The following is a 25,810-nucleotide window of genomic DNA, read 5'->3' as shown; positions in this document are numbered from 1 at the left end:
GCTTCGCCCCCCCTGGACCCCCAACGCATCCTGCACCGCATTCTTCACCGGGCAGCTTCCCTCCGGCGCTGGAGCGCCTTTGGGTGATCTGCCCGGCGGAATACGTATGTGCGCCAAGCTCCCGTAGCCTAAATCCCACTTGGTCGCCCTACCCACGCCCCCGTTGCGACGCATGTGCCGCCGTCAAAGCCCGGCGTCACACGCTTCTACGCGCTTCACGTTTCCTTTGAACTGGCCCAAATACACACGCAACTCATAGCCTAGTCACGTCACCGGGAGATTGGTGCGCATTGGCGGCACCGGCGGCAGATCACCCGGAGGCGCCCCAGCGCCGCAGGGAAGCTGCCGCCGTGGGGACGCCGCGCAAGAGACGCCGGGGGTCCAGGGGTGGCGAAGCCCCCCTGGAACGCGGGGGTGCAGGGGGTGTTCGTTACAACACCCCCGGCCCGTCGGAGACATAACGAAATCGAGAGTAATCAACAGGGCTGGCGTGTATTCGTAGAAACCGTAACCACCAAGGCATAACCCTCTCCCCTTACCCCTCATCCCCCCTCCCCCTTGCATCCCACGCCACTTTTGTGCATTTTGGCACAATCAGGCAGACACACTTCCCGTGCGCACGCACCCAATGCTGCCCTATCCGGTGCCACCGGCCATGCCCGGCCCACATCCACCGGCCCCGCCAGCCCACGCCAGCCGCCTTGACTTTTCTGGCCGCGCCTGTGATGCACGGATGGCACCGCGCCGTAGGGCGCGCTTTTCATCACTTTCAGGAGGACAGGGATGAGCCAACCTTTCAAGGACGCCATAGCCATCTGCAAGGCCATCCTTCGCAACGGCTACGACGCCTACGTGGTCAACGCGCAGTTGCAGAAAGAACTGCTGGACGGCCGCGAAATCGAAATCGACATCGCCTGCGAGCCCGACTACGAAGAGCTCGGCAAGCTTTTCCCCAGCCTCGAACGCTCCAACGAAGACGGCGTGGTCGCCACCATGCGTGAAGGCGGAGCGCTGATCCGCTTCTACCACACCGACACCGAAGAATCGTCGCATCCGGAACATACCCTGGCCCGCATCACCCCGCGCATGCTGCGCGTGCTGGAAGAGCAGGGCAAGATGCCCCCCGCACTGGCCTGCCCGTACATCGCCCATACCGGCGATGTGTACGAAGGCTTCGAGGACTTCTCGAAGGGCAAGGTGCAACTGCGTGGTATTCCCGACGAAACCCTGCGCCGCAACTACCTGCTGGTCATCCGGGCCATGCGTTTTGCGGCCAACTTCGACCTGCCCATAGAACCCAACTCGTGGATAGCCATCATCCGCGCCGCCAGCCGCGTGCTGGACTACGTGCGCATCTCGGACATCATGGACGAGTGGCGCAAGGTGGAAGCCGAGTGCATGTGGAAGTTCGTGCGGCTGCTGTTCGATTCGCAGGTGCTGCACGGCCTGCTGCCCGAAGTCGCGGCCCTGTCCCGCGTGCGCCAGCAGCGCAATGACGAGGGTGCGGAAGAGTCGGTGCTCGACCATACGCTTGATTGCATGCACCACTACCCCGAAGGCGAGTACAACTACGACTGGCTGGGCACCTTTGCCATGTTGTTCCACGACGTGGGCAAGCTGTACACGGCGGAATACTTCGACGGTAAGTGGAACTTCTACCAGCACCATCGCGTGGGCGCGAAGGTAACGCGCAAGCTGCTGCGCCGCCTGCACTTCTCGCCGGAAGACGTGGAGCAGGTGTGCCATCTGGTGCGCCATCACATGCGCTTCCACTTCATGCTCACCGACCGGGGCATCCGCCGCTTCAAGTCGCTGGACGAATACCCCCGGCTCATCGAAATGGCCCGTGCCGATCTGGAAGCCCGCGGCGGCAGCTACACCTACTTCAATCACAACATGAAGTACCTGGAGCGCGCCGAAACCCCGGAACAGATGCTGGAGCCCCTGCTGAACGGCAACGAGATCATGGAGTTCACCAGCCTGCACCCCGGCCCCCAGGTGGGCATGCTGCGCGATGCGCTGCTGAAGGCGCAGGTGGCGGGCGAAGTGACCAGCGTGCCCGAAGCCGTGGACTACGTGCGCGAGTACAAGGCGAAGAATTTCGGCTAGCGCCGGGATTGATGCATTCCTTGCGAGACGCGGGGGGAGGGACGCAGGTTCCTTCCCCCGTTTTTTTGTTGGGGAGGGGAAGGGGGAGGGGCCGGGGGAGGGAGAAGAAGAAGGACAGCAAGAAAGGGAAGAAGAGGCGTTGTGCCTTGTCGGACACGGTTTCTACGAAGACACGTGTGCCCTTTCGATCACGCTCGATTTCGTTATGTCTCCGACGGGCAGGGGGTGTTGTAACGAACACCCCCTGCACCCCCGCGTTCCAGGGGCTCCGCCCCTTGGAACCCCGGGGCATCCTGCGCGGCGTCCCTGCGGCGGCAGCTTCCCTGCGGCGCAAGGCGCCTTCGGGTGATCTGCCGCCGGTGACGCCAATGCGCGCGAAGCTCCCGAAGCCTTGGTGTTAGTTCGGGTTCTGCGTGTACCTCTGGTCGGTCTGCGGTGCACCCGCGACGCCGGAGCTTCCGCCGTCGCAAGGCCTCCGGCGCCGATCTCCGGCTGCGGGCGCAATCCGCGCGAAAGGCGGTCGTTGGATGGGGCGGGGACAAGGCAAGGTGTGCTGCACAGACAGGACCTTACCCGTGCGCCCTCATACACTAACAGGGACAGATACCGACAGAATTCGCTCCGAGCCCACCAAACAGGGCGGCTACGGCAAAAGAAATCCTCGGGAATACCCCATCACCGCCAGCCGGTAAGCGCCCGCGCCACCTCGCGGCCATCGGAGCGGCGGGTAAGGACGTGCACGAAGCGCGCGGCACCCGGCGCGGGCGTATCGGCAGGCGCAGGCAGGCATTGCGCTTCCACCGTGTCGCCGTACACCGTCTCGGCCCGGAAGTGCATGTCCAGCCACACGGGGCGGGATGTCTCCTGCACCTCGTCGGCCACGCCTTCCAGCGCCCAGTCCAGGTAGCGCACGTTGTTCACGTGGCGGTTGCGGTCCATGTCCGCCCGGCGCACCGCGAAGGACCGGGAGGAAAGCGGAGCGGCGTCTTCCGCCGCCGCGGGGGGCCGCCGGTCGCCCAGCAGTCCGCCATCCAGCGCCAGCGGCGGATTTTCCGGCAGCAGGGCCGCCACCGTAGGGGGGATCCTCTCCGGCCTGCGGCTGGCCAGATTGATGACCACCCAGAACGAGGCCCCGCGCGCCACCACCGCCCCGTCCTGCCCCAGCATCAGGTAGTCGCGCCGGAATTGCAGCCGCTCCACCCCGCACGGCCAGGTGCGTACCGTCACCGTCTCGCCCTCCGCCGGGGCGCGCTCCACCTGCACCGCCAGCCGGGCCAGCACCCACGCCTGCCCCTGTTCGTGCAGCGCCGCCAGCGAAAGCCCCAGCCTGTCCGCATGCACCCCCGCCGCCTCTTGCAGGTAGTCGCAGATGATCTGCGCGGAAACGGTGCCGTCCGGCCCCACCTCGTACCCGCGCACCCGGAAGGTTTCGTGGTGCACGCGCATATCCGCAGGCACGAAGGCCCCTGAAGGGTCGATGCCCGTCGCGGCCCCCGATGCAGCAGGCGCGCCCGGTCCGTGGGAGGCGTCAGGCGTGCCCAACGTCCCGGAGGTGCCCGGTGCGTCGGGCGCTGTGGCGGTGTGGCCTGCGGAAGATTCGTGGCGGGTGCTCATGGGCGGTTCCCTGTCCGGTTGGCTGGCGGTCTGGCGATTCGGCGGATGACGCGGGATGAGGGCGCAGGGGCGACAGTGCGGTCCGTGCGGCCAAGGCCGCGGCATCACGATGCACCGCCACGGCATAGCGCCGCCGTGCTCCGGCGTCCACTGCCGTTCGCGCGGGTGGCGCTGCCGCATCCCCGTTCCGCACGCCCGCCACGGCAAGTCCGGTGCGATGCGCAGCACACGCCGTACCACGGCACACGCCCCGGCATGAGCAGGACCGCCCGGAAAACCTGTACCATCGGCCATGGGCCCTGTTCTGGCCCGCGCAAAATCGCAGGCCATCCCCTGCACAGCCTTGACACCTGCCCGCCCCACGCCTATCTGTTGCCCTCTCAACAGTTGCAAAGGCAACAATAGGACATTTCGCATGGAACAGCGACTCACATCTTTTGCCTACCGCGTGGGCCAGTTGCGCCGCCTGGTGCTGCTGCTGGCCCTGGAGCGCATCACCCCGCTCGGGCCGGTGGGCAAGGGGCAGATACCCTTTCTGGCCGAACTCTTTCAGGGCGGCGACGGCGTCTCGCAGGAAGAACTGGCCGAAAAACTGCACTTCGACAAGGGTTCCGCCGCCCGCTCGCTGGCCAAGCTGGAGGCCGCCGGGCTGGTAACCCGCACCGTGAACCCGCGCAACCGCCGCCAGTTGGTCATCACCCTGACCCCGCAGGCTGAAGAATTGCGCGCGCCCTTTCTGGCCACCCTGCGCGAGTTGACCGAAACCATGGTGCGCGGATTCTCCGGCGATGAACGCGAACAGGCCCTGGGCTTTCTGGACCGCATGATCTCCAACGTGCTGGCCGAACTGGGCAGGCCGGACAGGCCGGCCAAACCGGAAAGGCCAGCCGGACCGGAACGGATGGACATGTCCGGCACCCCGGACACGGCCTGTCCGACAAATCCGGCAGGCCCGACCTGCCAAGCTGGCCAGACTGGTCAAGCTGGCAAGGCTGGCCATGCTTCCCCGACGGACCAGACGGGTGGAGGCGCGCAATGAGCCCCGCCTCCTTCCCCTGCCGCACGCCGGGCCACGGGGCATCCGCCCCCGGCCAGTCGCCCGCGCCCGTTTCGCGCGGGGCGGTGCTGTTCGTGGTCAGCACGTCCATGATCCTCATGCCGCTGATGATGTCCGCCGTGGGCGTCTCGCTGCCCGCCATCGGGCGCGACCTTGCCGCCACGGCCATGCAGGTGGGGCTGGTGGAAACCACCTACGTCATGGCCCTTTCGGTGTTCCTGCTGATCATGGGCCGACTTGGCGACATCTTCGGGCGGCGCAGGCTGTTTCTGGCGGGCCTTGTGCTGTTCACCACCATCACCGCCGTGCTCTCGCTGTCGCAGTCCATCCGCATGGTCATCGGCCTGCGCTTTTTGCAGGGCATGGGCGCGGCCATGATCGTGGCCAACAGCTTCGCCATCATGCTCGAGGTGTTCCCGCGCGAGGAACGCGGACGGGCCATCGGCATCGTCTCGGCGGCGGCCTATGCGGGCATTTCGTGCGGGCCGCTGATCGGGGGCTTTCTGACCACCCACTTCGGGTGGCGCTGGGTGTTCCTGATGGTGCTACCCTTCGGCATTGCCGCCCTGCTGCTGGTGTTCACTAGGCTGCGCGGCGAATGGCGCTCTGCCCGGGGCGAACCCTTCGACCTGCGCGGCAGCCTGGTATACGCGGGCACCATCGTGCTGCTTACCCTGGGTTCGTCGCATCTGGACGAGGGCGCATGGGCCTGGGGGGCGCTAGCCGCCGGGCTGGCCTGCGGCGGGCTGTTCCTGTGGCTGGAATCGCACACCCCCTTTCCGCTGCTGGAAGTCACCCTGCTGTCGCGCAACCGGCTGTTCACGCTCAGTTGCCTGTCCGCGCTCATCAACTATGCCTCCACCTTCGGGGTGCTGTTCTTTCTGGGGCTGTACCTGCAATACGTGCGCGGGCTTACCCCCAGCGATGCGGGCCTGCTGATGATCATCCAGCCGGTGATCCAGATGGTGCTTTCGCCCGTCGGCGGGCGGCTGGCCGACCGCTTTCCCGCCGAACGGGTGGCCACCGTGGGCATGGTGCTGTGCGCCGTGGGCCTTGGCGTGGCCGCGTTCATCGGGCAGGACACCTCCACCGCGCTCACCGTGGTGGTGCTGGTGCTGCTGGGCGTGGGCTACGGACTGTTCGCCTCGCCCAACGCCAGCGCCATCGTGGGCAGTGTGGAGCCGCGCCACCTGGGCGTGGCATCCGGCATGACCAGCACCATGCGCACCCTGGGCATGATGGCTTCCATGATCGTGGTGACCATCGTGTTTTCCGTGTTCATGGGCGGGGAGCCGGTGTCGGCGGCCACCCTGCCGGGCTTCCTTTCCTCCATGCGCACCGCGCTGTGGACCTTCTGCGCGCTGTGCGCGGTGGGCGTGCTGCTGTCCGTGGGACGGGTGCGGAGCAAGGGGCGCGGGCAGGACTCCGCCGCCCCTGACAACGGCCCGTGCAAGGCCGACGGCACCCCCTGACAACGGACTGATACCCGCCCGTTGTCGGCCCGTTGTCGAGCTGATGTCGGCCTGATGCCGATCGGGCGCCGGTCGGGCTCCTCAGGGGCGCCGGTCCTACCCGCAACAACGGCACGGCACGAGCAGCCCGCGCGACCTGCGCGGACAACGGAACAGGCGGGGGCTTCCCCTCGCGCCCGTTCCGCTGTATTGCCTGCGGGCCGCGCATCTGCACGCAGCGCGGGCGCGCCCCGCGCCACACTCCGTGCGCCACGCACTGGACGAACCCGCCGCGCGGGCTTACCCATACCACCATGCCGCCCGTGCGGCCCACCCCTTGCCCCCCATCACGCATGATCGACATACTGAACCTGACCTACGACGAACTGGAAGCGTGGATGACCGACACACTCGGCGAGCCGCGCTTTCGCGCCCGTCAGGTGTGGCAGTGGCTGTGGCAGAAGAATGCCCGGTCCTTCGACGCCATGACCAACGTTTCCAAGGCCACCCGCGCCCGGCTGGCCGAGGCGGCCCGCATCACCTGGCCCGAAGTCCGCACCGTGAAGACCAGCAGCGACGGCACGGTGAAATTCCTGCTGGCCCTGGCCGACGGCGCGCTGGTGGAAACAGTGCTGATTCCCAGCGAATCGCGCGAGGGCAAGGTGCGCATGACCCAGTGCCTGTCCTGCCAGGTGGGCTGCGCCATGGGCTGCACCTTTTGCAGCACCGGCAGCATGGGCTTCGAGCGCAACATGACCATGGCCGAGATTCTCGGGCAGGTGCTGGTGGCGCGCGAACATCTGGGCGACGACCGGCCCGACCACCCCATCGTGCGCAATCTGGTGTTCATGGGCATGGGCGAGCCGCTGCTGAACCTGAACGAGGTCATGCGCAGCCTGCGCACCCTCAACGACGAATTCGGGCTGTGCTTCTCGCCCCGACGCATCACCGTGTCCACCTGCGGCATCGAAAAGGGCCTGCGCGAACTGGGCGAAAGCGGACTGGCCTTCCTGGCCGTTTCGCTGCACGCGCCCAATCAGGAAGTGCGCGCGCGCATCATGCCGCGCGCGGCCCGCTGGACCCTGGACGACCTGATGGCCGCGCTGGAATCGTACCCGCTGAAGACGCGCGAGCGCATCACCTTCGAATACCTGCTGCTGGGCGGGGTGAACGATTCCATCGACCACGCCCGCGAACTGGTGCGCCTGGTATCGCGCACCAAGGCCAAGCTGAACCTCATCGTGTACAACCCGGCGGAGGGACTGCCCTACGAGGCCCCCAGCCAGGCGCGCATCCTGGCCTTCGAGCAGTACCTGTGGTCCAAGAACGTCACGGCCATCATCCGCAAGAGCAAGGGGCAGGACATCAAGGCCGCCTGCGGCCAGTTGAAGGCCTCCGAGCTGGCGGAGCTGAAGGGAATGGCGGTGACGGAAGAGCCGAAGAAAGAAGCGGAATAGCCTGAAAGAACGACGGGAGAAGGCACCGCCCGCCGGGTGCCCACTCCGCGCCTGTGCAGCCCCCCAGCATTTCCACGACGCGAAAAGCCCGGCCAGAAGGCCGGGCTTTTTCGTTACCCGAATGACCGGGCCGACGCGTGGGGAAGACTGCCGGACGTGGCGCGGAATGCGCGGGGCAAATCAAGTCGCCTCAATTACGTGGGCAGATTGAGTGCGCCGAGCCTACCGGTCAAGATCGGATGGGCAAGGCCGGATGGCGGGTTCGTGTGGCGAGCCGGGCTGGGCCGGGTTTGCCCGGCGAAGTGCCCCGGCGTTTGGCAGCATGCAGGCACGATCACTGCGCCGCCGCGAGCGCCTCATCCCCCTGCCCTTTCTCGTTCACCGCCGCCGCGTCCAGCATGCGGTCCAGCAGGCCGCGCTGCCGCTCGCCCTGCCGCACGAACGCGCCGCCCGCGAAAAGTTCGTCGCCTTCGCGCCGCGCCGATTCCACGCGCAGGGCGAACAAGGTCCAGCCCCTGCCGTCCGCCATGGGCAGGGCCAGTTCGCACAGCGCGCCCTCCGCGCCCTCCAGCCACGGGCACAAGGTCTCGCAATGGCCGGAAAGCTGGGCACCGTAAGGCGACAGCCGGTGCACCAGCACCGGGGCGGGCATGACCTGGCTGCCCAGCGGGCGCAGATGAGCCGGGTACGACACCGCCGTGCCCGCATCGGGGGGCGGCGCCTCGCACATGCAGGGGGCCATCATTTCGGCGTCGGGCGGCAGCCCCCGGCAGAACCGGGATTCTTCGGCGCTGTTCCACACCTCCACGGCCAGCGGCGCGGAGAGCGCCCCCGGTCCGGTGCGGCCACAACGGCGGCAGCCCACCAGATGCACCACGCCGTCGTGCAGCAGCCAGACATCGCGGCTGCCGCAGGCGCAGCAACGCGCCCTGGCGGTGCCAGCGGAACCAACGCCACCACCGCCGCCGGATCTGCCGGGGTTGCCGGGGCCCGAGTCATCCCGAGCGGCGGCGGTCCCGTCGGCACGGTCGGATCGATCGGCCCAGTCGGATAGGCCGCGCTGATCGGGCCGATCAGGCAATGCCCGGTGCTCCACGCCCCGCGCGGCCTCCACGGCCAGCGGCAGTGCGGCCCGCAGTTGCCGGTCCTCGCGCCGCCGGTCAGCCTGACGACGATCTTCCCGGCGGTGTTCGTTCTGGCGTAATTCGTTCTGATGGAGTTCCATCAGGCAACATTTCGCCGTCGCGCCCGCTCCAGCCTGACCGACATCGCCCGACTGACAGACATCACCGGACTGGCCAGACTGACCAGACAGATCAGACTGGCCGGGTCGGCCACACCCAAGGTCGGGCGCATCATCCACCGTTGCGGCGGGCGTCCCCCCCGCCGTCCGTTCCGTGCTCATGCAGACCTCCACCCGCCGGTCTCGCCGGTGATCGGCGGCACGCATCCCCCAGCGCCGTTGCCGCCCGCATCCGCACCTCCGCCCCACCCGTGCCCCGCGTGCCCCGTGTGCCCGGCGTGCCCGTACAGCGCGGCACGCCGGTACTCCGGCACCCGACGGCCCTACAGGGACGCGCGGAACACCCGCTCCACCCTGTCCGCCGCCAGTTGCAGCGGACGGGGATATTCCTTGGCCAACTGCACCAGACGCTCCACGTCGCCCTCGCTCACGCCCCAGTGCGACAGCCCGGCGGGCGCGCCCCAGTGCCGGAACAGCGCGCGCAGCAGCAGCGCGCAACGCTCCGGGGCATCGCGGTCGCCAGCGGGCAGGGCCGACGGGTTGCCGTCCTCGCCGGGTTCGGCCAGGGCCTCGGCCACCGTGGCTTCCAGCGCCGCCGCCAGCCTGCGCATGGCCGGGGCCTTGTCCCGCGCCACTTCCTCCATCCAGCGCGGGTAGATGACGGCAAGGGCCAGCCCGTGCGGCACGTGCGGGTGCAGGCCGCTGACGGCGTGCTCCAGCGCGTGCGACTCCCACGACCCGGCCCCCAGCCCCACCCCGGTCAGGCCGGACAGGCCCACGCCCGACGCCCAGGCCAGCGCCCCGCGCGCCTCCGCGTCGTGGGCATCGGCGCGCAGGCGCGCGGCGGCCCGCACGATGGTGCGCAACAGGGCCTCGTTCTGGGCCAGCACCGCCTCTTCGGCAAAGAAGGGAAGTTCCGGGGCCTTGCGCCCGACACCAGCCTCGGTGGACGCGGCGGGCGTGCCCACCACCGAAAATTCCAGCACGTGGCTCATGGCGTCGACCGCGCCGTTCACGGTCAGGTGCCAGGGCAGCCCCTGCTGGAAGGTCACGTCCACGAAGGTGGCCACCGGCGACGGGCAGCGCATGCCCCACTTGTGGCCCGACGCGCCCCGGGTAATCACGGCGTTGCCGTTCATTTCCGATCCGGTGCCCGACAGGATGGACACCGCGAACACCGGCAGCGAGCGGGTGACCGGCTTGCGCTCGGCAAAGGGGCTCCACGGGTCGCGCCCTTCGGCCAGCAGGGGCACCAGGGCCGCTGCCGCCTTGGTGGCGTCGATGACGCTGCCGCCGCCGATGGCGACGAATCCCGTGCCACCGCCGATGGGGGCATGGGCGGTGGAACCTTCGCCACCGGTGCCCGCCGCCGCGGCGATGCGCAGCACGGTGCCCAGATCCGGGTTTGCCGTCACGCCCCACACCTCGCTGCGGCGCACGCCCGCCCCATCCAGCGAGGCCACGGCCTGATCGTACGCGCCCACGCGGCGCGCCGCCTCGCCGCCGCCCACCAGCACAACGTGGTCCACGCCCGCCGCGCGTACCCGCGCGCCAAGCCCGGCCAGAACACCGGGGCCGAAACGGACCTCCACCGGGTTGTGATAGACGAAATCCTTCATGGCTGTTCCTTCTGGCGCCGAGCACCGGTCCGCTCGGGCCCGGTTCTGTCAGGTTCTCTCCGGCCCTGTCCGGTTCAGTCCGGTTCGGCCCGGCCCCGGCTTCCGCGCCCCGCCTTGCCCGGCTGTCACCAACTGCCCCAATTGCCGCCAGTAACCGCCAGTAACCGCCAGTTGCCGTCGATGGCCGTCGATGGCCGAAGCAGCGGGTGGCAATGCGAAAGGCGCGGGTGCCTGCGGACCCTGCGGGACGGCAGATGCCGTACCCTGTGCATAGCGCATGAGTTTGTCGGAATGGCGTCGGGCGCAACGCGCCGTTGCTCTTTACGTCCTTCGGGCTGCGCCCGCGCACTGCGGTCCGCCGGGTCGCGTTGCCCGCGCGGCGTCTGCGGCACTATTCGCACAGCGCCTCGGCCAGTTCGTCCCACGCCGTGGTGCGGCGGGGCGAACGGTGCTTCTGGCGCATGTGCCAGGGGGCCTCGTCGTCCAGCCCTTCCGCCGCGTGGCGCAGCTTGCCGCGACCGTACCGGGCGTTGATCCGGTCGGCCACGGCCATCAGCCGTTCACGCGCGGCGTCGCGTTCCGCCGTGCCGTCGGCCAGGGCCAGCAGGCTGCCCTGCCGGGTGTCGGCCCGTTCCAGACCGTACAGCATCACCCCGGCCTTGGCGTAGGGATACCCCGGACGAAAGACGCGGTCGAGTCCTTCATGCGCCAGCCGGATGAACACCGCGCTGTCCGCCGTGGGCACCGGCAGGGGCAGGGCCACGCTGTCGTCGCAACGCAGGGCCGCCTGTTCGTCGTGGCGGGCGGTGCGCACGTGCACGGCCAGCCCCCCGGCCACCAGCCCGGCCCGGCGCAGCTTGGCCCCGGCCAGGGCGGCGTGGGTGGCCAGCGCCTCGCGCAGCATGGCCACGTCGGCGATGCGCCCGGCGAACGAGCGCGAGGAGACCACCGTGTGGCGCGGCGAGGGCGGTTCGCCCTGTTCCTCTGCCCCGATGCACGGCAGGCCGCGCAGTTCCAGCACGGTACGCAACCCGGTGACGCTCATGCGCCGCCGCACCCAGTCATCTCCCGCATCGCGCAGCGCACGGGCCGTGGTGATGCCCGCGCCGCGCAGCATGCCCGCCAGCCGCCGCCCCACGCCCCACACCGACTCCACGGGCAGCGAACCCAGCAGATCGTCCATGCTCATGCCCAGCACCTCGCGGCTGCGGGCCAGGTCGAACACGCCTTCACATCGCGGGGTGCGCTTGGCCACCCGCCCGGCAATCTTGGCCAGGGTGCGCGTGGGGGCAATGCCCACGGAAATGGGAATGCCGGTCCAGCGCGCCACCCGTTCGCGCAGGGCGCGGCCCACCGCCACGGGGTCGGCGGCCAGCGGACCGCGCAGGGGCAGAAAGGCCTCGTCGATGGAATACACATCCACCTCGGGAACAAGGGTGCCCAAGGTGCGCATGACCCGGCTGGAAAGGTCGCCGTACAGGGCATAGTTGGAGGAAAAGACGTGCACCCCCAGCCGGGCCAGTTCGCGCCGCACCTTGAAGGCCGGGGCGCCCATCTCCACGCCCAGGGCCTTGGCCTCGTCCGAGCGCGAGATGATGCACCCGTCGTTGTTGGACAGCACCACGATGGGCTTGCCGCGCAGGTCGGGCCGGAACAGCCGCTCGCACGATGCGTAGAAGTTGTTGCAGTCCACCAGCGCCCACGGCTGACCGGACGAGGCGGACGGGCCGGACGAGCCGGACGGGCCGGGCGAACTGGGCGAGTTGTCGGGACTGGCGGAATCGGCGGAATCAGCGGAATCTGGGGGATAAGCGAGACTGGCGGGACCATCAGTATTGGCGGAACAGGAAGGGCCGGGAGATGTCGGCGAAGCGGCGGCGGGCGAAACCTGCCGGAAGGGAAGATGTGCGGGGGCTGGCATGGTGGATTGCCGTGGGGGCTGGGGCGGGCGAATGCAGGCCGCGCCGTTGTTCGGAGGTGATTTCGGAATGTGGTGCCCGGCGCCCGCGCCGCGCATCGGAAACCTTGCGAACAGTGCCGGACAGGGACGCCGCAGCGACGATACGGGGTGCCGCGCCCGGCGGAAAAACCATGCGCCAACGCCCCTTCCCCATGCCGTCACGGCAAGGCCCGCGGACGGCGCGGGGTTTCCCCGGCACCCGGTCCGGGCACGGCACCGGAGCGAGCGCGGCACCGAGGCGACGCGAGGCACCGGGGCGACGCGAGGCACCGGGGCGACGCGAGGCACCGGGGCGACGCGAGGCACCGGGGCGACGCGAGGCACCGGAGCGGCGCGAGGCAGGGAGCGGCCCCTACAGGGCGTGCACCACGTAGGTCACCACGCCCCAGACGTGCACGTCGTCCCGCCCGGTGACGTCCAGCGGCTCGTAGTCCGGGTTTTCCGGCAGCAGCACCACCCGGCCCGCGCGCAGATACAGGCGCTTGACGGTAAGTTCACCGTCCACGGCCACGATGGCCACCTTGTTGTGCACGGGCTCCACCGCCCGGTCCACCACCAGCAGATCGCCGTCGTGGATGCCCGCGCCGGTCATGGACTGGCCCTGCGCCCGCAGGAAGAAGGTGGCTTCCGGATGGCGGACCAGGTGCTCTGCGATGTCCAGCGGCCTGTCCATGTAATCGTCGGCGGGCGAAGGAAAGCCCGCCGCCACCCGCGCCAGCAGCAAGGGGCAGGAAACGGACGCGCGCGGCGTCGTGCTGGCCGGGGAAACGGACCTGACGGAGACAACGGGGAAACCGGCGGACATGGGACCTCCTGCGCTGGGGCCAACGCCCCAAGGCTGGCCGTTTGCGGAACTGCGGGGACCCGGCTACCATAGGCCGCGCACGCGGGTGCGGCAACGAGGCGCCGCACCTCCGGACGGTCTCCGTTCAGGTCGTCAGGCGGGCACGCTCGGGCTGACCCGGCTGATCCGACCGCTCCCCCTGCTCCGGCTGATCCGGCTGATCCGGTTAATCCAGAAGAGTGCGCCCTCCCGGCCTCGGGGCGGGCCGCATCCACCCAAAATCGCACTAGAGAAAATCTAGAAAAAATTTAATCATCTGTTTTTGAAGCATCTTCATGCAACACGACGCACCACTTCCCACATCTGGCCCCACCCCACCTCTGCGGCCCGGCCCCCCCCACGCGGGCGTGCCAGCCCTGCCAGTCCTGCCGGATCCGCCGGTACCGCCGGATTCGCCGGACCCGCCGGACCCGCACCTGCATCTGCTGCTGGCCGGATGCTACGGCGTGCTGGTGTGGCATCTGCCGCCCCTGGGGCTGGCCGTGGTGGCGGCGGGTCTGGCCGGCCTGTTCGTCGCCACACCGCTGCGGCGCAGGCTGCGCCCGGGCATGCTGCGCGGCCACGCATGGTTCGTGCTGGCGTGGGTGGTGTTGCGTTTCGCGCTGGCCTGCCTGGGGACGGCGGAAACGCCGCCCCTGCCGGTCATTGGAGGCGAAGGAGACGGCGGGGGCGGGCTGTTCGACGCCCTGCGCCTGGCCTGGCCGGACGGCCCCCTGCTGGCGCACGCCGCGCGCGAATCCGCGCTGCTGGGGGTGCGGCTGGCCCTGCTCATCGGCATCGGCCTTGCGCTGGCCCTGGCCGCATCGCCCCGCGCGCTGGGGCTGGCGCTGGTGTGGCTGCTGCGCCCCGTGCTGGGCGCGCGGGCTTGGCAGCCCGCGCTGGGCATTGCGCTGATGGTGCACTTTCTGCCCATGGCGCAGGGAACGTTCACGCAGGTATCCCGCGCTGCGGACCTGCGCGGACCGCTGCCCCTGCGGCGGCGCGCCGTGCTGCTGCCCGCCGCCGTGCTGCGCATCCTGGGCCAGCGCACCTGGACCCAGACCGTGGCCGTGGCCGCGCGCGGGCTGGACCGCCCTGAGGCATGGCGGCCCGACTTTCCCTTTCGCCCCGTCCGCTGGGCCTTGGCCCTGTTGCTGGTGGGGCTGGGCGTGGGCATGACCTTTCTGCCGGTGTGACGCAGGCGCGAACATCGGCAAGCCACCGACAAGCGCCGTCGCATCCCCGCCCCGCCCGCATGCGACCGCCCCCCCACCGGTTCCCGCGCCGGAAGCCCCCCGCACCGGAAGCCCCCCGCTGGCATCATCGGCAGCATGCCGCCATGCCTCGCCGCCCTTGCCCCCGCATCCGCGGGTGGCTATAAGGACCGGGCGCGCCGTCGCATCCGTGCGGCACCGCGCCCCTTGCGCCCTTTCGGCGTCCACCCTTCGCACGCAGGCCCACCATGTCCGACACCGGCAAGCTCACCCACGCCATCGTGGAATTCTACGAAAAGCTCTCCTCGTGGGAGCACGACGTGGTGCGCGAACAGGGGCTTACCCTGCCCCAGACGCACACGCTGGAGATTCTGGGCATTCACGGCGCGCTGCCCATGAAGGAACTGGCCGCGCGCATGGGGGTGACCACCGGCACCCTCACCGTGCTGGTGGACCGGCTGGAGGACAAGCAGCTGGTGGTGCGCCGCCCGCACGAGCACGACCGGCGGTCCATCCTCGTGGCCCTGACCCAGCGCGGCCAGACGCAGTACGAGGAGCACGACCGGCTGCACCGCCGCCTGACCGCCGACCTGACCGCCGACCTGACCGCCGAGCAGAAGGCGGCCCTGCTGCACTGCCTGGAGACCATGAACGCCTCGTTCTAGGGGTGTTTCCGGGTTCAGCCCCCCCCCGGCCCGACCTGCCTGCCCCGGCGCAACCCGGTGTAATCCTGTGTAATCCGGCGCAGTCCAACGCAATGGGGCCCGGACCCGTTTCCGGTATCCGGGCCGCCATGGAATAGGTACGGGCCGCGTTCAGGCCGGGAAGCCTACAGGCCGGCCAGCCCCAGTCCCATATTGACCTTGAACAGGATCAGCGTGCCGAACACCGCGAACAGCGCGGCGGCCACAAAGCGCATCTTGTCCAGAGGAAACATCTGCCCCAGGCGTTCGCCCAGCAGCACGGCGGGCACGTTGGCGGCCATCATGCCCAGGGTGGTGCCCATGGTCACCATCAGCAGGTCCGCGTAGCGCGCGCCCAGCGCCACGGTGGCCAGCTGGGTCTTGTCGCCCATCTCCGCCAGGAAGAACAGCACCAGGGTGGACAGGAAGGCGCTTTCCCGCGTCTTGCACTCCCCTTCCGATTCCAGCTTGTCGGGGATCAGCGCCCACACGGCAAAGGCCAGAAAGGCCAGCCCCAGCCCCCAGCGCAGCATGTCCGGGCCGATGTTGGCGGACACCCATTCGCCCACATAGGCGGCACAGAAATGATTGGCTACCGTGGCCACGAAAATGCCACAGATGATGGGCCACTGGCGGCCACAGAAGCGCGTTGCCAGGACGAACGACAAGAGCTGCGTCTTGTCGCCCATTTCGGCGATGGCGACCATTCCGAAGGCGGCGATGAAAGCTTCCACGCGGGATATCCTGAGGGGCCGGCGACGGTACTACCAATGACCCCAACCCGCCAGCGCCGGCCCGGCTCTGGTGGTGGAGTCAAAGGTCTCGCCAGGCTGGTGCCGCACACGCCATGGCACGCGACGCGATGCGCGGGCCAAGTCTGTTGACGTGGGCTCCTCCGTTGCGGAGGCGGCTACTCCCCAATGACGCGGGCAACCTACCCCGCTTTGCCGCCAATGGCAACCCGCGCCCGCGGGCATGGCCGCTTGTGCCTTTTCTCCCGAACGGATATAGAATGACGTGGACCGGGCTTTCCGGCGGCATCGCCCGCCACTGCCCGGCCCTGGATGCCCGACCCTGGATGCCCGACTCCGGATGTCGGGCTCTGGATGTCCGCCGAACGGCGGCATGCAGCCCCGGGGCCCGCAGGTGCGACACCACGCGGCCCCATTCACGCGGCAAGGACCGAGGCGCCGCGCCCCGGACGGCTGGCTTGCGACGGGCCGCAGCGCCCACCCCGCCCCAGCGTCATGTCCCGATCGCCGCACGTCCGCCGCAACCCCAACCCCGGAGGAATCGCCATGGGCGAACGCGAACACACCTATTACCGTACCCTCTACGACCTGGTCCGCGTCATCAACTCCAGCCTTGAACCCACCACCGTGCTCGACACCATCGCCAAGCAGGTGGCCGACGCCATGCACGCCAAGGCCTGCACCCTGCGGCTCATCGACCGGCGCGGCACCACCCTGCTGGCCAGCGCCGCGTGGGGGCTGAGCAAGGGCTACCTGCGCAAGGGCCCCATCGAGATCGCCAAGAGCGGCCTTGACCGCGAGGTGCTGGCAGGCAACGTGGTGCACATCCAGGACGTGGCCACCGACCCGCGCTTCCAGTACCCGGAAGCCGCCCGCGCCGAAGGGCTGGTGTCCATCCTGGTGCTGCCCCTGCTGGTGGACGGCAAGGCCATCGGGTCGTTGCGCGTCTATTCCGCCGTTGCCCGCGACTTCACCGAGGAAGAAGTGGAATTCGCCGGTGCCATCGCCAACCTCAGCGCCATCGCCATCGAGAACGCGCGCATGCATCAGGCGCTGAAGACCGACTACGAGCTGCTCACCGCGTACAACAACACCATCCACGAACTGTAGGAGAACCCCCGATGACCAAACTCCGCATTGCCATCAACGGGTTCGGGCGGATAGGCCGTCAGGTGTTCAAGGCCATCCTGGACCGATACCCCGACACCATGGAAGTGGTGGCCGTCAACGACCTGTACGACGTGGCCACCAACGTGCACCTGTTGCAGTTCGACACCTGCTACGGCCGCCTGAAGGTGGACGCCGAAGTGAAGGACGGCAACATCCACGTGGGCGACTGGGTGGTGCGCAACTATGCCGAGCGCGACCCCAAGGTGCTGCCCTGGCGCGACCTGGGCGTGGACATCGTCATCGAATCCACGGGCATCTTCCGCACCGGGCCGCAGTGCAGGGCGCACATCGACGCCGGGGCCAGGAAGGTCATCATCACCGCGCCCGCCAAGGAAGAAGACCTGACCATCGTGCTTGGCGTCAACGACGCGGACTACGACCCGGAAAAACACCACGTCGTGTCCAACGCCTCGTGCACCACCAACTGCCTGGCCCCGGTCACCCTGGCGCTGCACAAGGCCTTCGGCATCGTCAAGGGCGTGCTGACCACGGTGCACTCGTACACCAACGACCAGCGCATCCTGGACCTGCCCCACAAGGACCTGCGCCGCGCCCGCGCCGCCGCCCAGAACATCATCCCCACATCCACCGGGGCGGCCAAGGCCGTGGCCAAGGTCATTCCCGAAATGAAGGGCAAGTTCGACGGCATCAGCCTGCGCGTGCCCACGGCCACGGTGTCCATCGTGGACTTTGTGGCCGAGCTTGAAAAGCCCACCACCACCGACGAACTGCGCGCCACCCTGAAGGCCGCCGCCGAAGGGCCGCTGAAGGGCATCATGGCGTATTGCGAAAAGCCGCTGGTGTCGTCCGACTTCATCGCCGACCCGCATTCCAGCATCGTGGATGCCGAATTCACCACCGTGATGAACGGCGACATGGCCAAGGTGCTGGCGTGGTACGACAACGAGTGGGGCTATTCCTGCCGCGTGGCGGATCTGGCTGCGTTGATGGCGAAGAAGGGCTTGTAACCACGCGCCGTCTTTTCGCCTCCGGCGGACCGACCCGAAGGGCGTGCAACGTGGCCGCTAGACGAGCCTGCGAGTCTTACGGCCATCGAGAGCAACGCGTCAGATGTCGCCTTTTGCTCCGGTCGCGTACCAAAGAGCGCGCGGCTGTCGCCATCCGTAACACTCACTGAGTTCGTGTAACGGCTGCCGCACGCTCCCTCCGCAAAAGGCTCATCTTCCTTGCCGGAGAACGAAAATACGGCACGTGGAAGAAACAAGTTCGCCAGCCTCATTGCCTTTACGCTCCGCGCTGGTCTTCCGGCGCGGAGCTTTTTATGTACAGCCGCCGCGATATCCTGTGGGCGGCCCTCACACCCTCCCCCTGCCTTTCTTCCTTATACTCCGCGCCGGTCTTTCCGGCGCGGATGGCTGGTGCGGACAGGATGTGCGAAATTACGATTTTTGCTCGCCGGACAAGGCGAATCGGCGTTTTTGAGCGCAGATCGCCCGCTGTTAGGCAAGCGCGAAGCGCGGGGCTTACAGCGGGCGAAAGCAGAGCTGTACTCTTGTACGTGAGCATCAAAAACGCCGATTCAACGCCGTCCGGCGACAAAAGGCGGCAGCCGTTAGGTGAGCGCAACGCGCGAACCTTACGGATGGCGACCGCAGCGCGCAGATTTCGACTGCAGCGTGACCGCAATACCTTGCAGGCAACCTACCGCCGCCGGAACGCCGCCAGATACTCCTGATTGCCCTTGGGGCCGGTAATGGCCGAGGGCACCACGCCCTCCAGGTCCAGCCCCAGCGCATCCCGGCAGTACGCCACCACCTTGTCCACGGCAGCCTGCCGCAGGGCCGGGTCGCGCACCACGCCCTTTTCGGTCTGCCCCGGCCCCACCTCGAACTGCGGCTTCACCAGCGCCACCACCCGCCCGCCCGGCTTCAGCCATTGCAGGCACGGCGCCAGCACCAGCGTCAGCGAGATGAACGACACATCCGCCACCACCAGGTCCACCGGCTCGGGAATCAGCTCCGGCGGCGCGGTGCGCAGGTTGGTGTGCTCGTGCGAGACAACCCGCGCGTCGGCCCGCAGCCGTTCATGCAACTGGTTGTGCCCCACATCCACGGAATACACCCGCGCCGCCCCGTGCTGGAGCAGGCAATCGGTGAAGCCCCCTGTGGACGCCCCGGCGTCCAGACAGACGAACCCGGTCACGTCCAGCCCGAAATACTCGATGGCGGTCAGCAGCTTGTATGCCCCGCGCGAGACGAAGCGCTCGCGTCCGAACAGTTCGAAGCGGGTCGTGGCCGGATATTTGTGGCCCGGCTTGTCCACCTTCACGGCCCGTTCCGGCGTCTTCGCCAGATCCGGCACGCCCGCGTCGTCCCCGTCCGCGTCGCCGTCGCCCTCCGGCAACACCACCACCTGCCCGGCCATGATCAGCCGCTTGGCCTGCTCGCGGCTTTCGGCCAGCCCGGCCTCGAACACCAACTGGTCGGCGCGTTCCTTTTTCGGGGGTTTCGCCGGTCGCGGGCGCGGGGGCACGGCAGCCTCGGCGGGGTCAGACACGTCCGGACCAGGCCGTTGCGGGCCAGACAGTTGCGGACCGGTCGCTTCAGGCCCGAACGTTTCGCGCGGCGCTGCGGCCACATCCTCATGAACATCAACGGGACGGGACATGCGGTACTCGTCATGCGCGGCAGGGCCACGCGAAAAAAGAGGAAAAGGAAACCGGCGGCTGCCCGGACAAACCATTCCGGGCCCGGCTGCCCCGGTCCCGACCGGCGCAACCTTGACAGCGGCACGCACCCGGCATACCTGTTGCCTGCGCCTGCCCGCCCTGCCCCGATGCACGGGGCGCGGCGATGGGCAGACTACACGAGGCCCGGACGGCCCGCAACGCCGTCACATAGGGGGCCTTGCCAAAACGGGGAGATGGGCGTATCAACTTGCGTTCCGATTTTCCCCACGAGGAGTCCAAGATGAAAGAAAACATCCATCCCACCACGTTCAAGGCCAAGATGACCTGCGCGTGCGGTTACGAAGCCGAAGCCCTTTCCACCAAGGGCGAAGTCGTGAACGTGGAAATCTGCTCGCAGTGCCACCCGTTCTACACCGGCAAGCAGCGCTTCGTTGACACCGCCGGCCGCATCGACCGCTTCCGCAAGAAGTACGCCAAGTTCGGCGAAGGCAAGTAGCCTGCCTTCCTCGGGCGGTGCGCACACGCGCGCCGACGTCGATTTTTCCTCCCCGGAGGGGTTCGCCCTCCGGGGAGAAATCTTCATTGCCATCAGCCGCAAGGGGTACAGCATGGGCGCAATGGGCAGGACACGAGCCACCGGCGTGACCGGTGCGCTCCACGCGGCGTTTTCGCATTTTGGCCGTGCCTGTCGCGTAGTGCCCACGGCGCTGTCCCTCGCGGCGGACACGCCCTGCACCATCGGCGGCCAGGCCGTCATGGAAGGCGTGATGATGCGCAACGGCGAGCGCCTGGCCCTTGCGGTGCGCCTGCCCGACGGCGAAATACTGGCCGAAAGCCGCCCGTGGTACACCCTGTCGTCCGCGGAATGGCTGAAACGCCCTTTCGTGCGCGGCTTTCCCACCCTGGTGGAAACCCTGGTCAACGGCATCAAGGCCCTGAACCGCTCGGCCGAACACGCCGCCCAGGGTGAAAGCGGCGAGGAACTGAAGCCGTGGCACCTGGCCGTGACCCTTGCGGTGTCGGTGGCTCTGGCCCTTGGCCTGTTCGTGGTGCTGCCGCACATGTTCTCGCTGGGCATGAAGTGGCTGGGCCTTGGCGGCGACGTGGAAGGGCTGTCGTTCCACGCCTGGGACGGCCTGTTCAAGTTCGCCATCTTCATCGGGTACATCCTGTCCATCTCGTTCTTGCCGGACATCCGCCGGGTGTTCCAGTACCACGGGGCGGAGCACAAGGTGATCCGGGCCTTCGAGGCGCGCGGCGACGTGACGCCCGAAAGCGCCGCCATCCACAGCCGCCTGCACCCGCGCTGCGGCACCACCTTTCTGCTGTTCGTGCTGTCCATCTCCATCATCCTGCACGCGGTGCTGGTGCCCCTGCTGCTGCTGGTGTGGACGCCCGACGGCGCGGTGACCAAGCACGCCGGAACGGTGCTGTTCAAATTTCTGCTGATGGTCCCCATCAGCGCACTTGCCTACGAGGCCATCCGCTACGCCGCCCGCCTTGGCGACGGCCTGCTGGGCGCGGCGCTGCGCGCCCCCGGCATGCTGCTGCAGATGCTGACCACCCATGAACCCGACCGAGACCAGCTCGAGGTCGCCATAGTGGCCCTGCGCGAGGCCCTGGGAGACGCCGCCCCGGCAACGGTGCGCGCGCCCGCCTACCGCCATCAGGCCCCCGCAACGGAGTAACGGATGTTCGCCAAGCTCGAAAACCTGGAACGCCGCTTCGAAGACCTGGAGCAGCAGCTTGCCTCGTCCGAGGTCTTCAACGACCAGGACCGCTACCGCAAGCTCACCAAGGCCCACGCCGACCTCAAGGAAGTGGTGGACGTGTTCCGCCGCTACAAGGAACTGCGCCAGAACCTTGCCGACAACAAGGAACTGCTGGACGACGGAGACCCGGAAATCCGGTCCATGGCGCATGAAGAAGCCAAATCCCTCGAGGCGGCCATTCCCGAAATCGAGCAGGAACTGCAACTGCTGCTGCTGCCCAAGGACCCGCTGGACGAAAAGAACACCATCGTGGAAATCCGCGCGGGCACCGGCGGCGAAGAAGCCGCCCTGTTCGCGGCGGACCTGTTCCGCATGTATTCCCGCTACGCCGAAATGCGCGGCTGGAAGGTGGAAATCCTGAGCGCCAACGAATCGGACACCGGCGGCTACAAGGAAATCATCGCCCTCATCGCCGGGGACAAGGTGTACAGCCGCCTCAAGTTCGAATCGGGCACCCACCGCGTGCAGCGCGTGCCCGCCACCGAATCGCAGGGCCGCATCCACACCTCTGCCGCCACCGTGGCCATTCTGCCGGAGGCCGAGGAAGTGGACGTGGAAATCCGCCCGGATGACATCCGCATCGACGTGTTCCGCGCGTCGGGCGCGGGCGGCCAGCACGTCAACAAGACCGAATCGGCGGTGCGCATCACCCACATTCCGTCGGGCATCGTGGTATCCTGCCAGGACGAAAAGTCGCAGCACAAGAACAAGGCGAAAGCCATGAAGGTGCTGGCATCGCGCCTGTTGCAGGCCGAACAGGACCGCCAGCACAACGAGGTGGCCGCCGACCGCCGCTCGCAGGTGGGTTCCGGCGATCGTTCCGAACGCATCCGCACCTACAATTTCCCGCAGGGCCGGGTGACCGACCACCGCATCAACCTCACCCTGTACTCGCTGGACCGGGTCATGGAAGGCGAAGCGCAGACCCTGTTCGACGCCCTGTCCACCCATGCCCAGACCGAGGCGCTGAAGGCGCAGGCCGACGTGCACTAGCACCGGTGCCGGCATCCGGAAAAAAGTGAATGAGATGACGGCCCGTCGCGGAAGCGGCGGGCCGTCTTGCATGGTGCTACGCCTGAGAACGGATGCGGCGAGTCCATTGCGTTCGGCACCGTCCCACACGCGCCCCGACTGCCTCCCCACAACACCGCTTGCGGCGCGCCCCCGGCTGCGCTACTGCTCGGCCCCATGAGCGATCACAGCCCCACGACAGTTCCCGACCCTGCCGGGCAGGACACTCCGGCAGCCCTTGCTGCGCTGTCCGCCGCCGCGCCGCAGGGCTTGCGCGCGGTGGTTCGTGCTGCCGCGGCGCATCTGGAGTCCAGCCCGTCGTCCTCCGTACGCGACGATGCGCCGCGCCTGACGGCGGAACTGCTGGTGGCGCGGGTGCTTACCCTGCCCCGGCAGGATCTGCTGCTGCGCCTGGCCCTGCACCCCGCCGCTCCGGTGCCGCACGATGCGCTGGCGCACGCCGCCGCCCTGCTGGCCCGCCGCGCCGCAGGGGAACCCACGGCGCACATTCTGGGCGAACGGGAATTCTATGGCCGCGACTTTCTGGTCACCCCGGCCACGCTGATTCCCCGGCCCGAAACGGAACTGCTGGTGGAAACCGCCCTCTCGCTGGCCCCGCGAACTGCGTTCTTTGCCGACTGCGGCACGGGCACCGGGTGCATCGCAGCGACCCTGTGCGCAGAGCGGGACGACCTGCGCGGCATGGCCTGCGACATTGCGCCGGATGCGCTGGCCGTGGCCGCGCGCAACATCGTCACCCATCTCGGCGGGGGCATGGAACCGACCGTGGCGTGCCCCGGCCGGAATGCAGCGGACAAGGCCCCCACCAGCCAGAGCGCGCAGTCCGCTGCACGCCGGGCGGCCTTCCAGCGCTGCCAGCCCGTGCTGGCGGACTTCACCCGCCCCCTGTTCCGCGACGGCGCGCTGGATCTGCTGGTGTCCAACCCGCCCTATGTCAGCGAGGCCGAACACGCGGACCTGACCCCGGAAGTGCGCGACCGCGAACCGCGCTCCGCCCTTGTGCCCTGCGCGGGTGAGGGGCTGGACGACGCTGCCGCCGCGCAAGGCCGGGCGGACGGCCTGGGCCATGCGCGGATACTGGTGGCCGAGGCGGGCCGGGTGCTGCGTCCCGGCGGGTTGTTCCTGATGGAGTTCGGCTGCGCGCAGGGGCAGGCCGTGGCCGAGCTGTTCCAGCCCTGCTCCCGGCTCTGGGCCCAGGTGGACATCCGCCGGGATCTGGCCGGGCTTGACCGGTACGTGGTGGCCCGGCGCGCCCCGCGCGACTGACAGGGGCACAGCCCGGCAGCGCAGGCCGGGATGCTCGCACACGCTGGCGCGTGGCGTGACGCCGCGTCACGCGAATGCCACCGCAATGTGTGTTTTCCGCACCACGACGATTGATGCGCAAAAGCCACACAGGTGCGTGAAACACACACTCGCGCGCGCCGCACCGCACACAGAATACCTACAATTTCAGCTATCTAAAAAAGTCTAGATTTTGGCACGGTTCATGCTCTAACGCCAGCGGAGGGGTTATGAACCAGACCACCATCAAGAAAAACATCGAATGCTCGGGCGTCGGCCTGCACGGCGGCAAGATGGTCCACCTGACCATGCGCCCCGCCCCCGAAGACACCGGCATCGTGTTCGATATCCATACCGCCCAGGGCGTGCGCCGCGTGGCCCCCAATCCCCAGTCGGTGGTCGCCACCGGCCTTGCCACCACTCTCGGCGTGTCCGGCAGCGGGCATGACGCTTCGGTGGCCACCGTGGAGCACCTGCTTGCCGCCATTCGCGGCCTTGAGATCGACAACATGATCATCGAGGTGCAGGGCGGCGAAGTGCCCATCATGGACGGCAGCGCCGCCTCCTTCGTCATGCTGCTGCGCAACGCGGGCATCCGCACCCAGTCGCGCGCCCGCCGCGTGCTGCGCATCGCCAAGCCCATCAGCCACGAAAGCGACGGCAAGTCCATCCGCGCCCTGCCCTACGACGGCTTTCGCGTGGACTACACCATCGACTTCGCCCATCCGCTCATCGGCGTGCAGCACATGAGCCTGGAGGTAACCCCCCGCACCTTCGCCGAAGTGGCCAAGGCGCGCACCTTCGGCTTTCTGCGCGAAGTGGAGTACATGCACAGCAAGGGCCTGGCCCTTGGCGGCTCGCTGGACAACGCCGTGGTGCTCGACGACTACGCGGTGCTCAACGACGACGGCCTGCGCTTTCCCGACGAATTCGTGCGCCACAAGATCCTGGACTTCATCGGCGACATGGCCATGCTGGGCACCCCGCTCCAGGGGCACTTCATCGTGCACTGCTCCGGCCATGCCCTGAACAACGCCTTCCTGCGCGTGCTGACCGACAACGCGGACATCTACCTGCAGGAAGTGACGCTGGACGAACCCGCCGCCGAACGGGCAGCCCGCCGTCCCGCCGTTGCCCCGGCCCATGCGCCCGCGCATGTGGGTCACCCCGCAACGGCCTAGCCTCACCCTTCTCTCGCCTTTCCGGGCCGCCTTCGGGCGGCCCTTTTCGTTGTGCGCAGCGGAAAGGGCACGACGCCCGCCCCAGCGGCGCGCACAGGCCAAAGCCAGCGCCGCAAGCGACTGCGCAAGGCAGGCATGCGGGCCGCGTTCGGATACCCACTTATTATAATGATTGGCCGCCACGTGACACGCAGCGATGGCCACGGGACGAAACCCCGCGCCAACGCCCACGACGCGCCAGGATGGCCCACACGGGCCGCAAGGGACACGCCAGCCACACGGATCGCTAGGGTCGCGTCGGCCACGCTGGCCGCACAGGCAGCATCGCCAGCACGGCAGCCTCCCAACACTGTCCATCCCCAGGACTGGGACATCGTCAGGGCAACGCCGGGGCATCGTCAGGACATCGTCCTGCCGACCATCCGGAAAGCCTGCCCGACAGGCCACACGGGCGCCGCCGCATGCGGGCATCGGCCATCCGGCCATCCCCCCCCTTGCACAGACACCCGGAGCCATCATCCCTTGCGCCATGCCCACAAATTTGTCCCCGCAAAACCGCGCCGGACGCCAATCCGCCATGCAACGCACAAAAAAACGCACATTCCTCCGCTTTACCCTATTGCCTTTTCCAAGGGGAGCGGGTAGAAGGCCTTTCTCGTTGGCTGGCGTAGCTCAACTGGCAGAGCAGCTGATTTGTAATCAGCCGGTTGCGGGTTCGAGTCCCATCGCCAGCTCCACA

At 68.3% G+C, this 25,810-nt stretch carries 20 protein-coding genes, 1 tRNA gene and 1 riboswitch; of the genes, 14 read left to right on the top strand and 7 right to left on the bottom strand.

The annotated features are described in order from the left end of the window. The first annotated feature begins 783 nt into the window (after positions 1-783). Positions 784-2,109: an HD domain-containing protein gene (locus K6142_RS10275; protein WP_190245835.1), complete on the top strand. Its 1,326-nt coding sequence runs from the start codon at positions 784-786 to the stop codon at positions 2,107-2,109. Positions 2,110-2,784: 675 nt separating this feature from the next. Here the strand turns inward: K6142_RS10275 and K6142_RS10270 are convergent. Next, positions 2,785-3,723 (bottom strand): acyl-[acyl-carrier-protein] thioesterase, encoded by a 939-nt coding sequence (locus K6142_RS10270; protein ID WP_190245834.1) that lies wholly within the window; start codon positions 3,721-3,723, stop codon positions 2,785-2,787. A 415-nt stretch (positions 3,724-4,138) separates the two neighbouring features. Here K6142_RS10270 and K6142_RS10265 point away from each other — a divergent pair, with 415 nt between their 5' ends. The 3 genes from K6142_RS10265 to rlmN all read left to right on the top strand — a co-directional run bounded on the left by K6142_RS10265 (position 4,139) and on the right by rlmN (position 7,688). Further along, positions 4,139-4,762: a MarR family winged helix-turn-helix transcriptional regulator gene (locus tag K6142_RS10265; RefSeq protein ID WP_190245833.1), complete on the top strand. Its 624-nt coding sequence runs from the start codon at positions 4,139-4,141 to the stop codon at positions 4,760-4,762. Further along, positions 4,759-6,252 carry an MFS transporter gene (locus tag K6142_RS10260; RefSeq protein ID WP_190245832.1) on the top strand — a complete coding sequence of 498 codons (1,494 nt, stop codon included), beginning with the start codon at positions 4,759-4,761 and terminating at the stop codon, positions 6,250-6,252. The genes K6142_RS10265 and K6142_RS10260 overlap by 4 nt, the downstream gene beginning before the upstream one ends. Before the next feature lie 332 nt (positions 6,253-6,584). Continuing rightward, on the top strand, positions 6,585-7,688 hold the full coding sequence (rlmN, locus tag K6142_RS10255; protein ID WP_190245831.1) for a 23S rRNA (adenine(2503)-C(2))-methyltransferase RlmN: 1,104 nt from the start codon (positions 6,585-6,587) through the stop codon (positions 7,686-7,688). A 334-nt stretch (positions 7,689-8,022) separates the two neighbouring features. Here rlmN and K6142_RS10250 read toward each other — a convergent pair whose 3' ends face one another. From K6142_RS10250 to K6142_RS10235, 4 genes are all read right to left on the bottom strand, one after another. After that, a complete protein-coding gene (locus K6142_RS10250) occupies positions 8,023-9,093 on the bottom strand; it encodes a hypothetical protein (protein ID WP_190245830.1) in 1,071 nt (356 codons plus the stop codon). 161 nt (positions 9,094-9,254) lie between these two features. Continuing rightward, positions 9,255-10,550: an iron-containing alcohol dehydrogenase gene (locus K6142_RS10245; protein WP_223380829.1), complete on the bottom strand. Its 1,296-nt coding sequence runs from the start codon at positions 10,548-10,550 to the stop codon at positions 9,255-9,257. A 391-nt stretch (positions 10,551-10,941) separates the two neighbouring features. Continuing rightward, positions 10,942-12,471, bottom strand: a complete 1,530-nt coding sequence (locus tag K6142_RS10240; protein ID WP_223380828.1) for a Y-family DNA polymerase — start codon at positions 12,469-12,471, stop codon at positions 10,942-10,944. A 391-nt stretch (positions 12,472-12,862) separates the two neighbouring features. Next, positions 12,863-13,315 (bottom strand): LexA family protein, encoded by a 453-nt coding sequence (locus tag K6142_RS10235; RefSeq protein WP_012612566.1) that lies wholly within the window; start codon positions 13,313-13,315, stop codon positions 12,863-12,865. A gap of 386 nt (positions 13,316-13,701) precedes the next feature. On the opposite strand from K6142_RS10235, the gene K6142_RS10230 reads away from it, so the two are divergent. Both K6142_RS10230 and K6142_RS10225 read left to right on the top strand, forming a co-directional pair. Next, positions 13,702-14,529 carry a cobalt transporter gene (locus K6142_RS10230; RefSeq protein WP_223380827.1) on the top strand — a complete coding sequence of 276 codons (828 nt, stop codon included), beginning with the start codon at positions 13,702-13,704 and terminating at the stop codon, positions 14,527-14,529. Positions 14,530-14,795: 266 nt separating this feature from the next. Continuing rightward, the gene (locus K6142_RS10225) at positions 14,796-15,212 is read left to right on the top strand and encodes a MarR family winged helix-turn-helix transcriptional regulator (protein ID WP_012612568.1); all 417 of its coding nucleotides are present in this window, start codon (positions 14,796-14,798) and stop codon (positions 15,210-15,212) included. A 164-nt stretch (positions 15,213-15,376) separates the two neighbouring features. On the opposite strand, the gene K6142_RS16665 is transcribed toward K6142_RS10225, so the two are convergent. Continuing rightward, on the bottom strand, positions 15,377-15,964 hold the full coding sequence (locus K6142_RS16665; RefSeq protein WP_012612569.1) for a TMEM165/GDT1 family protein: 588 nt from the start codon (positions 15,962-15,964) through the stop codon (positions 15,377-15,379). 13 nt (positions 15,965-15,977) lie between these two features. Beyond that, positions 15,978-16,161: riboswitch (yybP-ykoY riboswitch) on the bottom strand. Positions 16,162-16,528: 367 nt separating this feature from the next. Between K6142_RS16665 and K6142_RS10215 the strand changes: the two genes are divergently transcribed. Next, a complete protein-coding gene (locus K6142_RS10215; protein ID WP_190244782.1) occupies positions 16,529-17,092 on the top strand; it encodes a GAF domain-containing protein in 564 nt (187 codons plus the stop codon). Between the two features lie 11 nt (positions 17,093-17,103). Then, positions 17,104-18,120: a type I glyceraldehyde-3-phosphate dehydrogenase gene (gap, locus tag K6142_RS10210; protein WP_190244783.1), complete on the top strand. Its 1,017-nt coding sequence runs from the start codon at positions 17,104-17,106 to the stop codon at positions 18,118-18,120. A 694-nt stretch (positions 18,121-18,814) separates the two neighbouring features. On the opposite strand, the gene K6142_RS10205 is transcribed toward gap, so the two are convergent. After that, the gene (locus tag K6142_RS10205; RefSeq protein ID WP_223290338.1) at positions 18,815-19,645 is read right to left on the bottom strand and encodes a TlyA family RNA methyltransferase; all 831 of its coding nucleotides are present in this window, start codon (positions 19,643-19,645) and stop codon (positions 18,815-18,817) included. A 437-nt stretch (positions 19,646-20,082) separates the two neighbouring features. Here K6142_RS10205 and rpmE point away from each other — a divergent pair, with 437 nt between their 5' ends. The 6 genes from rpmE to K6142_RS10175 all read left to right on the top strand — a co-directional run bounded on the left by rpmE (position 20,083) and on the right by K6142_RS10175 (position 25,808). Next, the gene (gene rpmE, locus K6142_RS10200) at positions 20,083-20,298 is read left to right on the top strand and encodes a 50S ribosomal protein L31 (protein WP_012612573.1); all 216 of its coding nucleotides are present in this window, start codon (positions 20,083-20,085) and stop codon (positions 20,296-20,298) included. A 259-nt stretch (positions 20,299-20,557) separates the two neighbouring features. Next, positions 20,558-21,490 (top strand): DUF1385 domain-containing protein, encoded by a 933-nt coding sequence (locus K6142_RS10195; RefSeq protein ID WP_190244799.1) that lies wholly within the window; start codon positions 20,558-20,560, stop codon positions 21,488-21,490. A 3-nt stretch (positions 21,491-21,493) separates the two neighbouring features. Next, on the top strand, positions 21,494-22,567 hold the full coding sequence (gene prfA / locus K6142_RS10190) for a peptide chain release factor 1 (RefSeq protein WP_190244784.1): 1,074 nt from the start codon (positions 21,494-21,496) through the stop codon (positions 22,565-22,567). A 195-nt stretch (positions 22,568-22,762) separates the two neighbouring features. Further along, complete coding sequence (locus tag K6142_RS10185; protein ID WP_190244785.1) at positions 22,763-23,872, top strand: HemK/PrmC family methyltransferase; 1,110 nt, start codon at positions 22,763-22,765, stop codon at positions 23,870-23,872. Positions 23,873-24,120: 248 nt separating this feature from the next. Next, on the top strand, positions 24,121-25,071 hold the full coding sequence (lpxC, locus tag K6142_RS10180) for a UDP-3-O-acyl-N-acetylglucosamine deacetylase (protein WP_190244786.1): 951 nt from the start codon (positions 24,121-24,123) through the stop codon (positions 25,069-25,071). A gap of 661 nt (positions 25,072-25,732) precedes the next feature. Further along, positions 25,733-25,808: transfer RNA gene (locus K6142_RS10175), tRNA-Thr, on the top strand. The last annotated feature ends 2 nt before the right edge of the window (positions 25,809-25,810 follow it).

This window comes from Nitratidesulfovibrio sp. SRB-5, assembly GCF_019931275.1.
In the GTDB taxonomy this organism is placed as follows: domain Bacteria; phylum Desulfobacterota; class Desulfovibrionia; order Desulfovibrionales; family Desulfovibrionaceae; genus Cupidesulfovibrio.
Note: the sequence above shows the minus strand (reverse complement) of the source record. Positions and strands in the feature narration are given on the sequence as shown.

What these genes read in the sequence shown, in the direction of transcription:
- rpmE (WP_012612573.1), top strand. Translation starts at nt 20,083, where the DNA reads ATGAAAGAAAACATCCATCCCACCACGTTCAAGGCCAAGATGACCTGC.
- K6142_RS10195 (WP_190244799.1), top strand. Translation starts at nt 20,558, where the DNA reads ATGGAAGGCGTGATGATGCGCAACGGCGAGCGCCTGGCCCTTGCGGTG.
- lpxC (WP_190244786.1), top strand. Translation starts at nt 24,121, where the DNA reads ATGAACCAGACCACCATCAAGAAAAACATCGAATGCTCGGGCGTCGGC.
- K6142_RS10260 (WP_190245832.1), top strand. Translation starts at nt 4,759, where the DNA reads ATGAGCCCCGCCTCCTTCCCCTGCCGCACGCCGGGCCACGGGGCATCC.
- K6142_RS10215 (WP_190244782.1), top strand. Translation starts at nt 16,529, where the DNA reads ATGGGCGAACGCGAACACACCTATTACCGTACCCTCTACGACCTGGTC.
- gap (WP_190244783.1), top strand. Translation starts at nt 17,104, where the DNA reads ATGACCAAACTCCGCATTGCCATCAACGGGTTCGGGCGGATAGGCCGT.
- K6142_RS10240 (WP_223380828.1), bottom strand. Translation starts at nt 12,471, where the DNA reads ATGCCAGCCCCCGCACATCTTCCCTTCCGGCAGGTTTCGCCCGCCGCC.
- K6142_RS10235 (WP_012612566.1), bottom strand. Translation starts at nt 13,315, where the DNA reads ATGTCCGCCGGTTTCCCCGTTGTCTCCGTCAGGTCCGTTTCCCCGGCC.
- K6142_RS10225 (WP_012612568.1), top strand. Translation starts at nt 14,796, where the DNA reads ATGTCCGACACCGGCAAGCTCACCCACGCCATCGTGGAATTCTACGAA.
- prfA (WP_190244784.1), top strand. Translation starts at nt 21,494, where the DNA reads ATGTTCGCCAAGCTCGAAAACCTGGAACGCCGCTTCGAAGACCTGGAG.
- K6142_RS10270 (WP_190245834.1), bottom strand. Translation starts at nt 3,723, where the DNA reads ATGAGCACCCGCCACGAATCTTCCGCAGGCCACACCGCCACAGCGCCC.
- K6142_RS10265 (WP_190245833.1), top strand. Translation starts at nt 4,139, where the DNA reads ATGGAACAGCGACTCACATCTTTTGCCTACCGCGTGGGCCAGTTGCGC.
- K6142_RS10185 (WP_190244785.1), top strand. Translation starts at nt 22,763, where the DNA reads ATGAGCGATCACAGCCCCACGACAGTTCCCGACCCTGCCGGGCAGGAC.
- rlmN (WP_190245831.1), top strand. Translation starts at nt 6,585, where the DNA reads ATGATCGACATACTGAACCTGACCTACGACGAACTGGAAGCGTGGATG.
- K6142_RS10250 (WP_190245830.1), bottom strand. Translation starts at nt 9,093, where the DNA reads ATGAGCACGGAACGGACGGCGGGGGGGACGCCCGCCGCAACGGTGGAT.
- K6142_RS10275 (WP_190245835.1), top strand. Translation starts at nt 784, where the DNA reads ATGAGCCAACCTTTCAAGGACGCCATAGCCATCTGCAAGGCCATCCTT.
- K6142_RS10245 (WP_223380829.1), bottom strand. Translation starts at nt 10,550, where the DNA reads ATGAAGGATTTCGTCTATCACAACCCGGTGGAGGTCCGTTTCGGCCCC.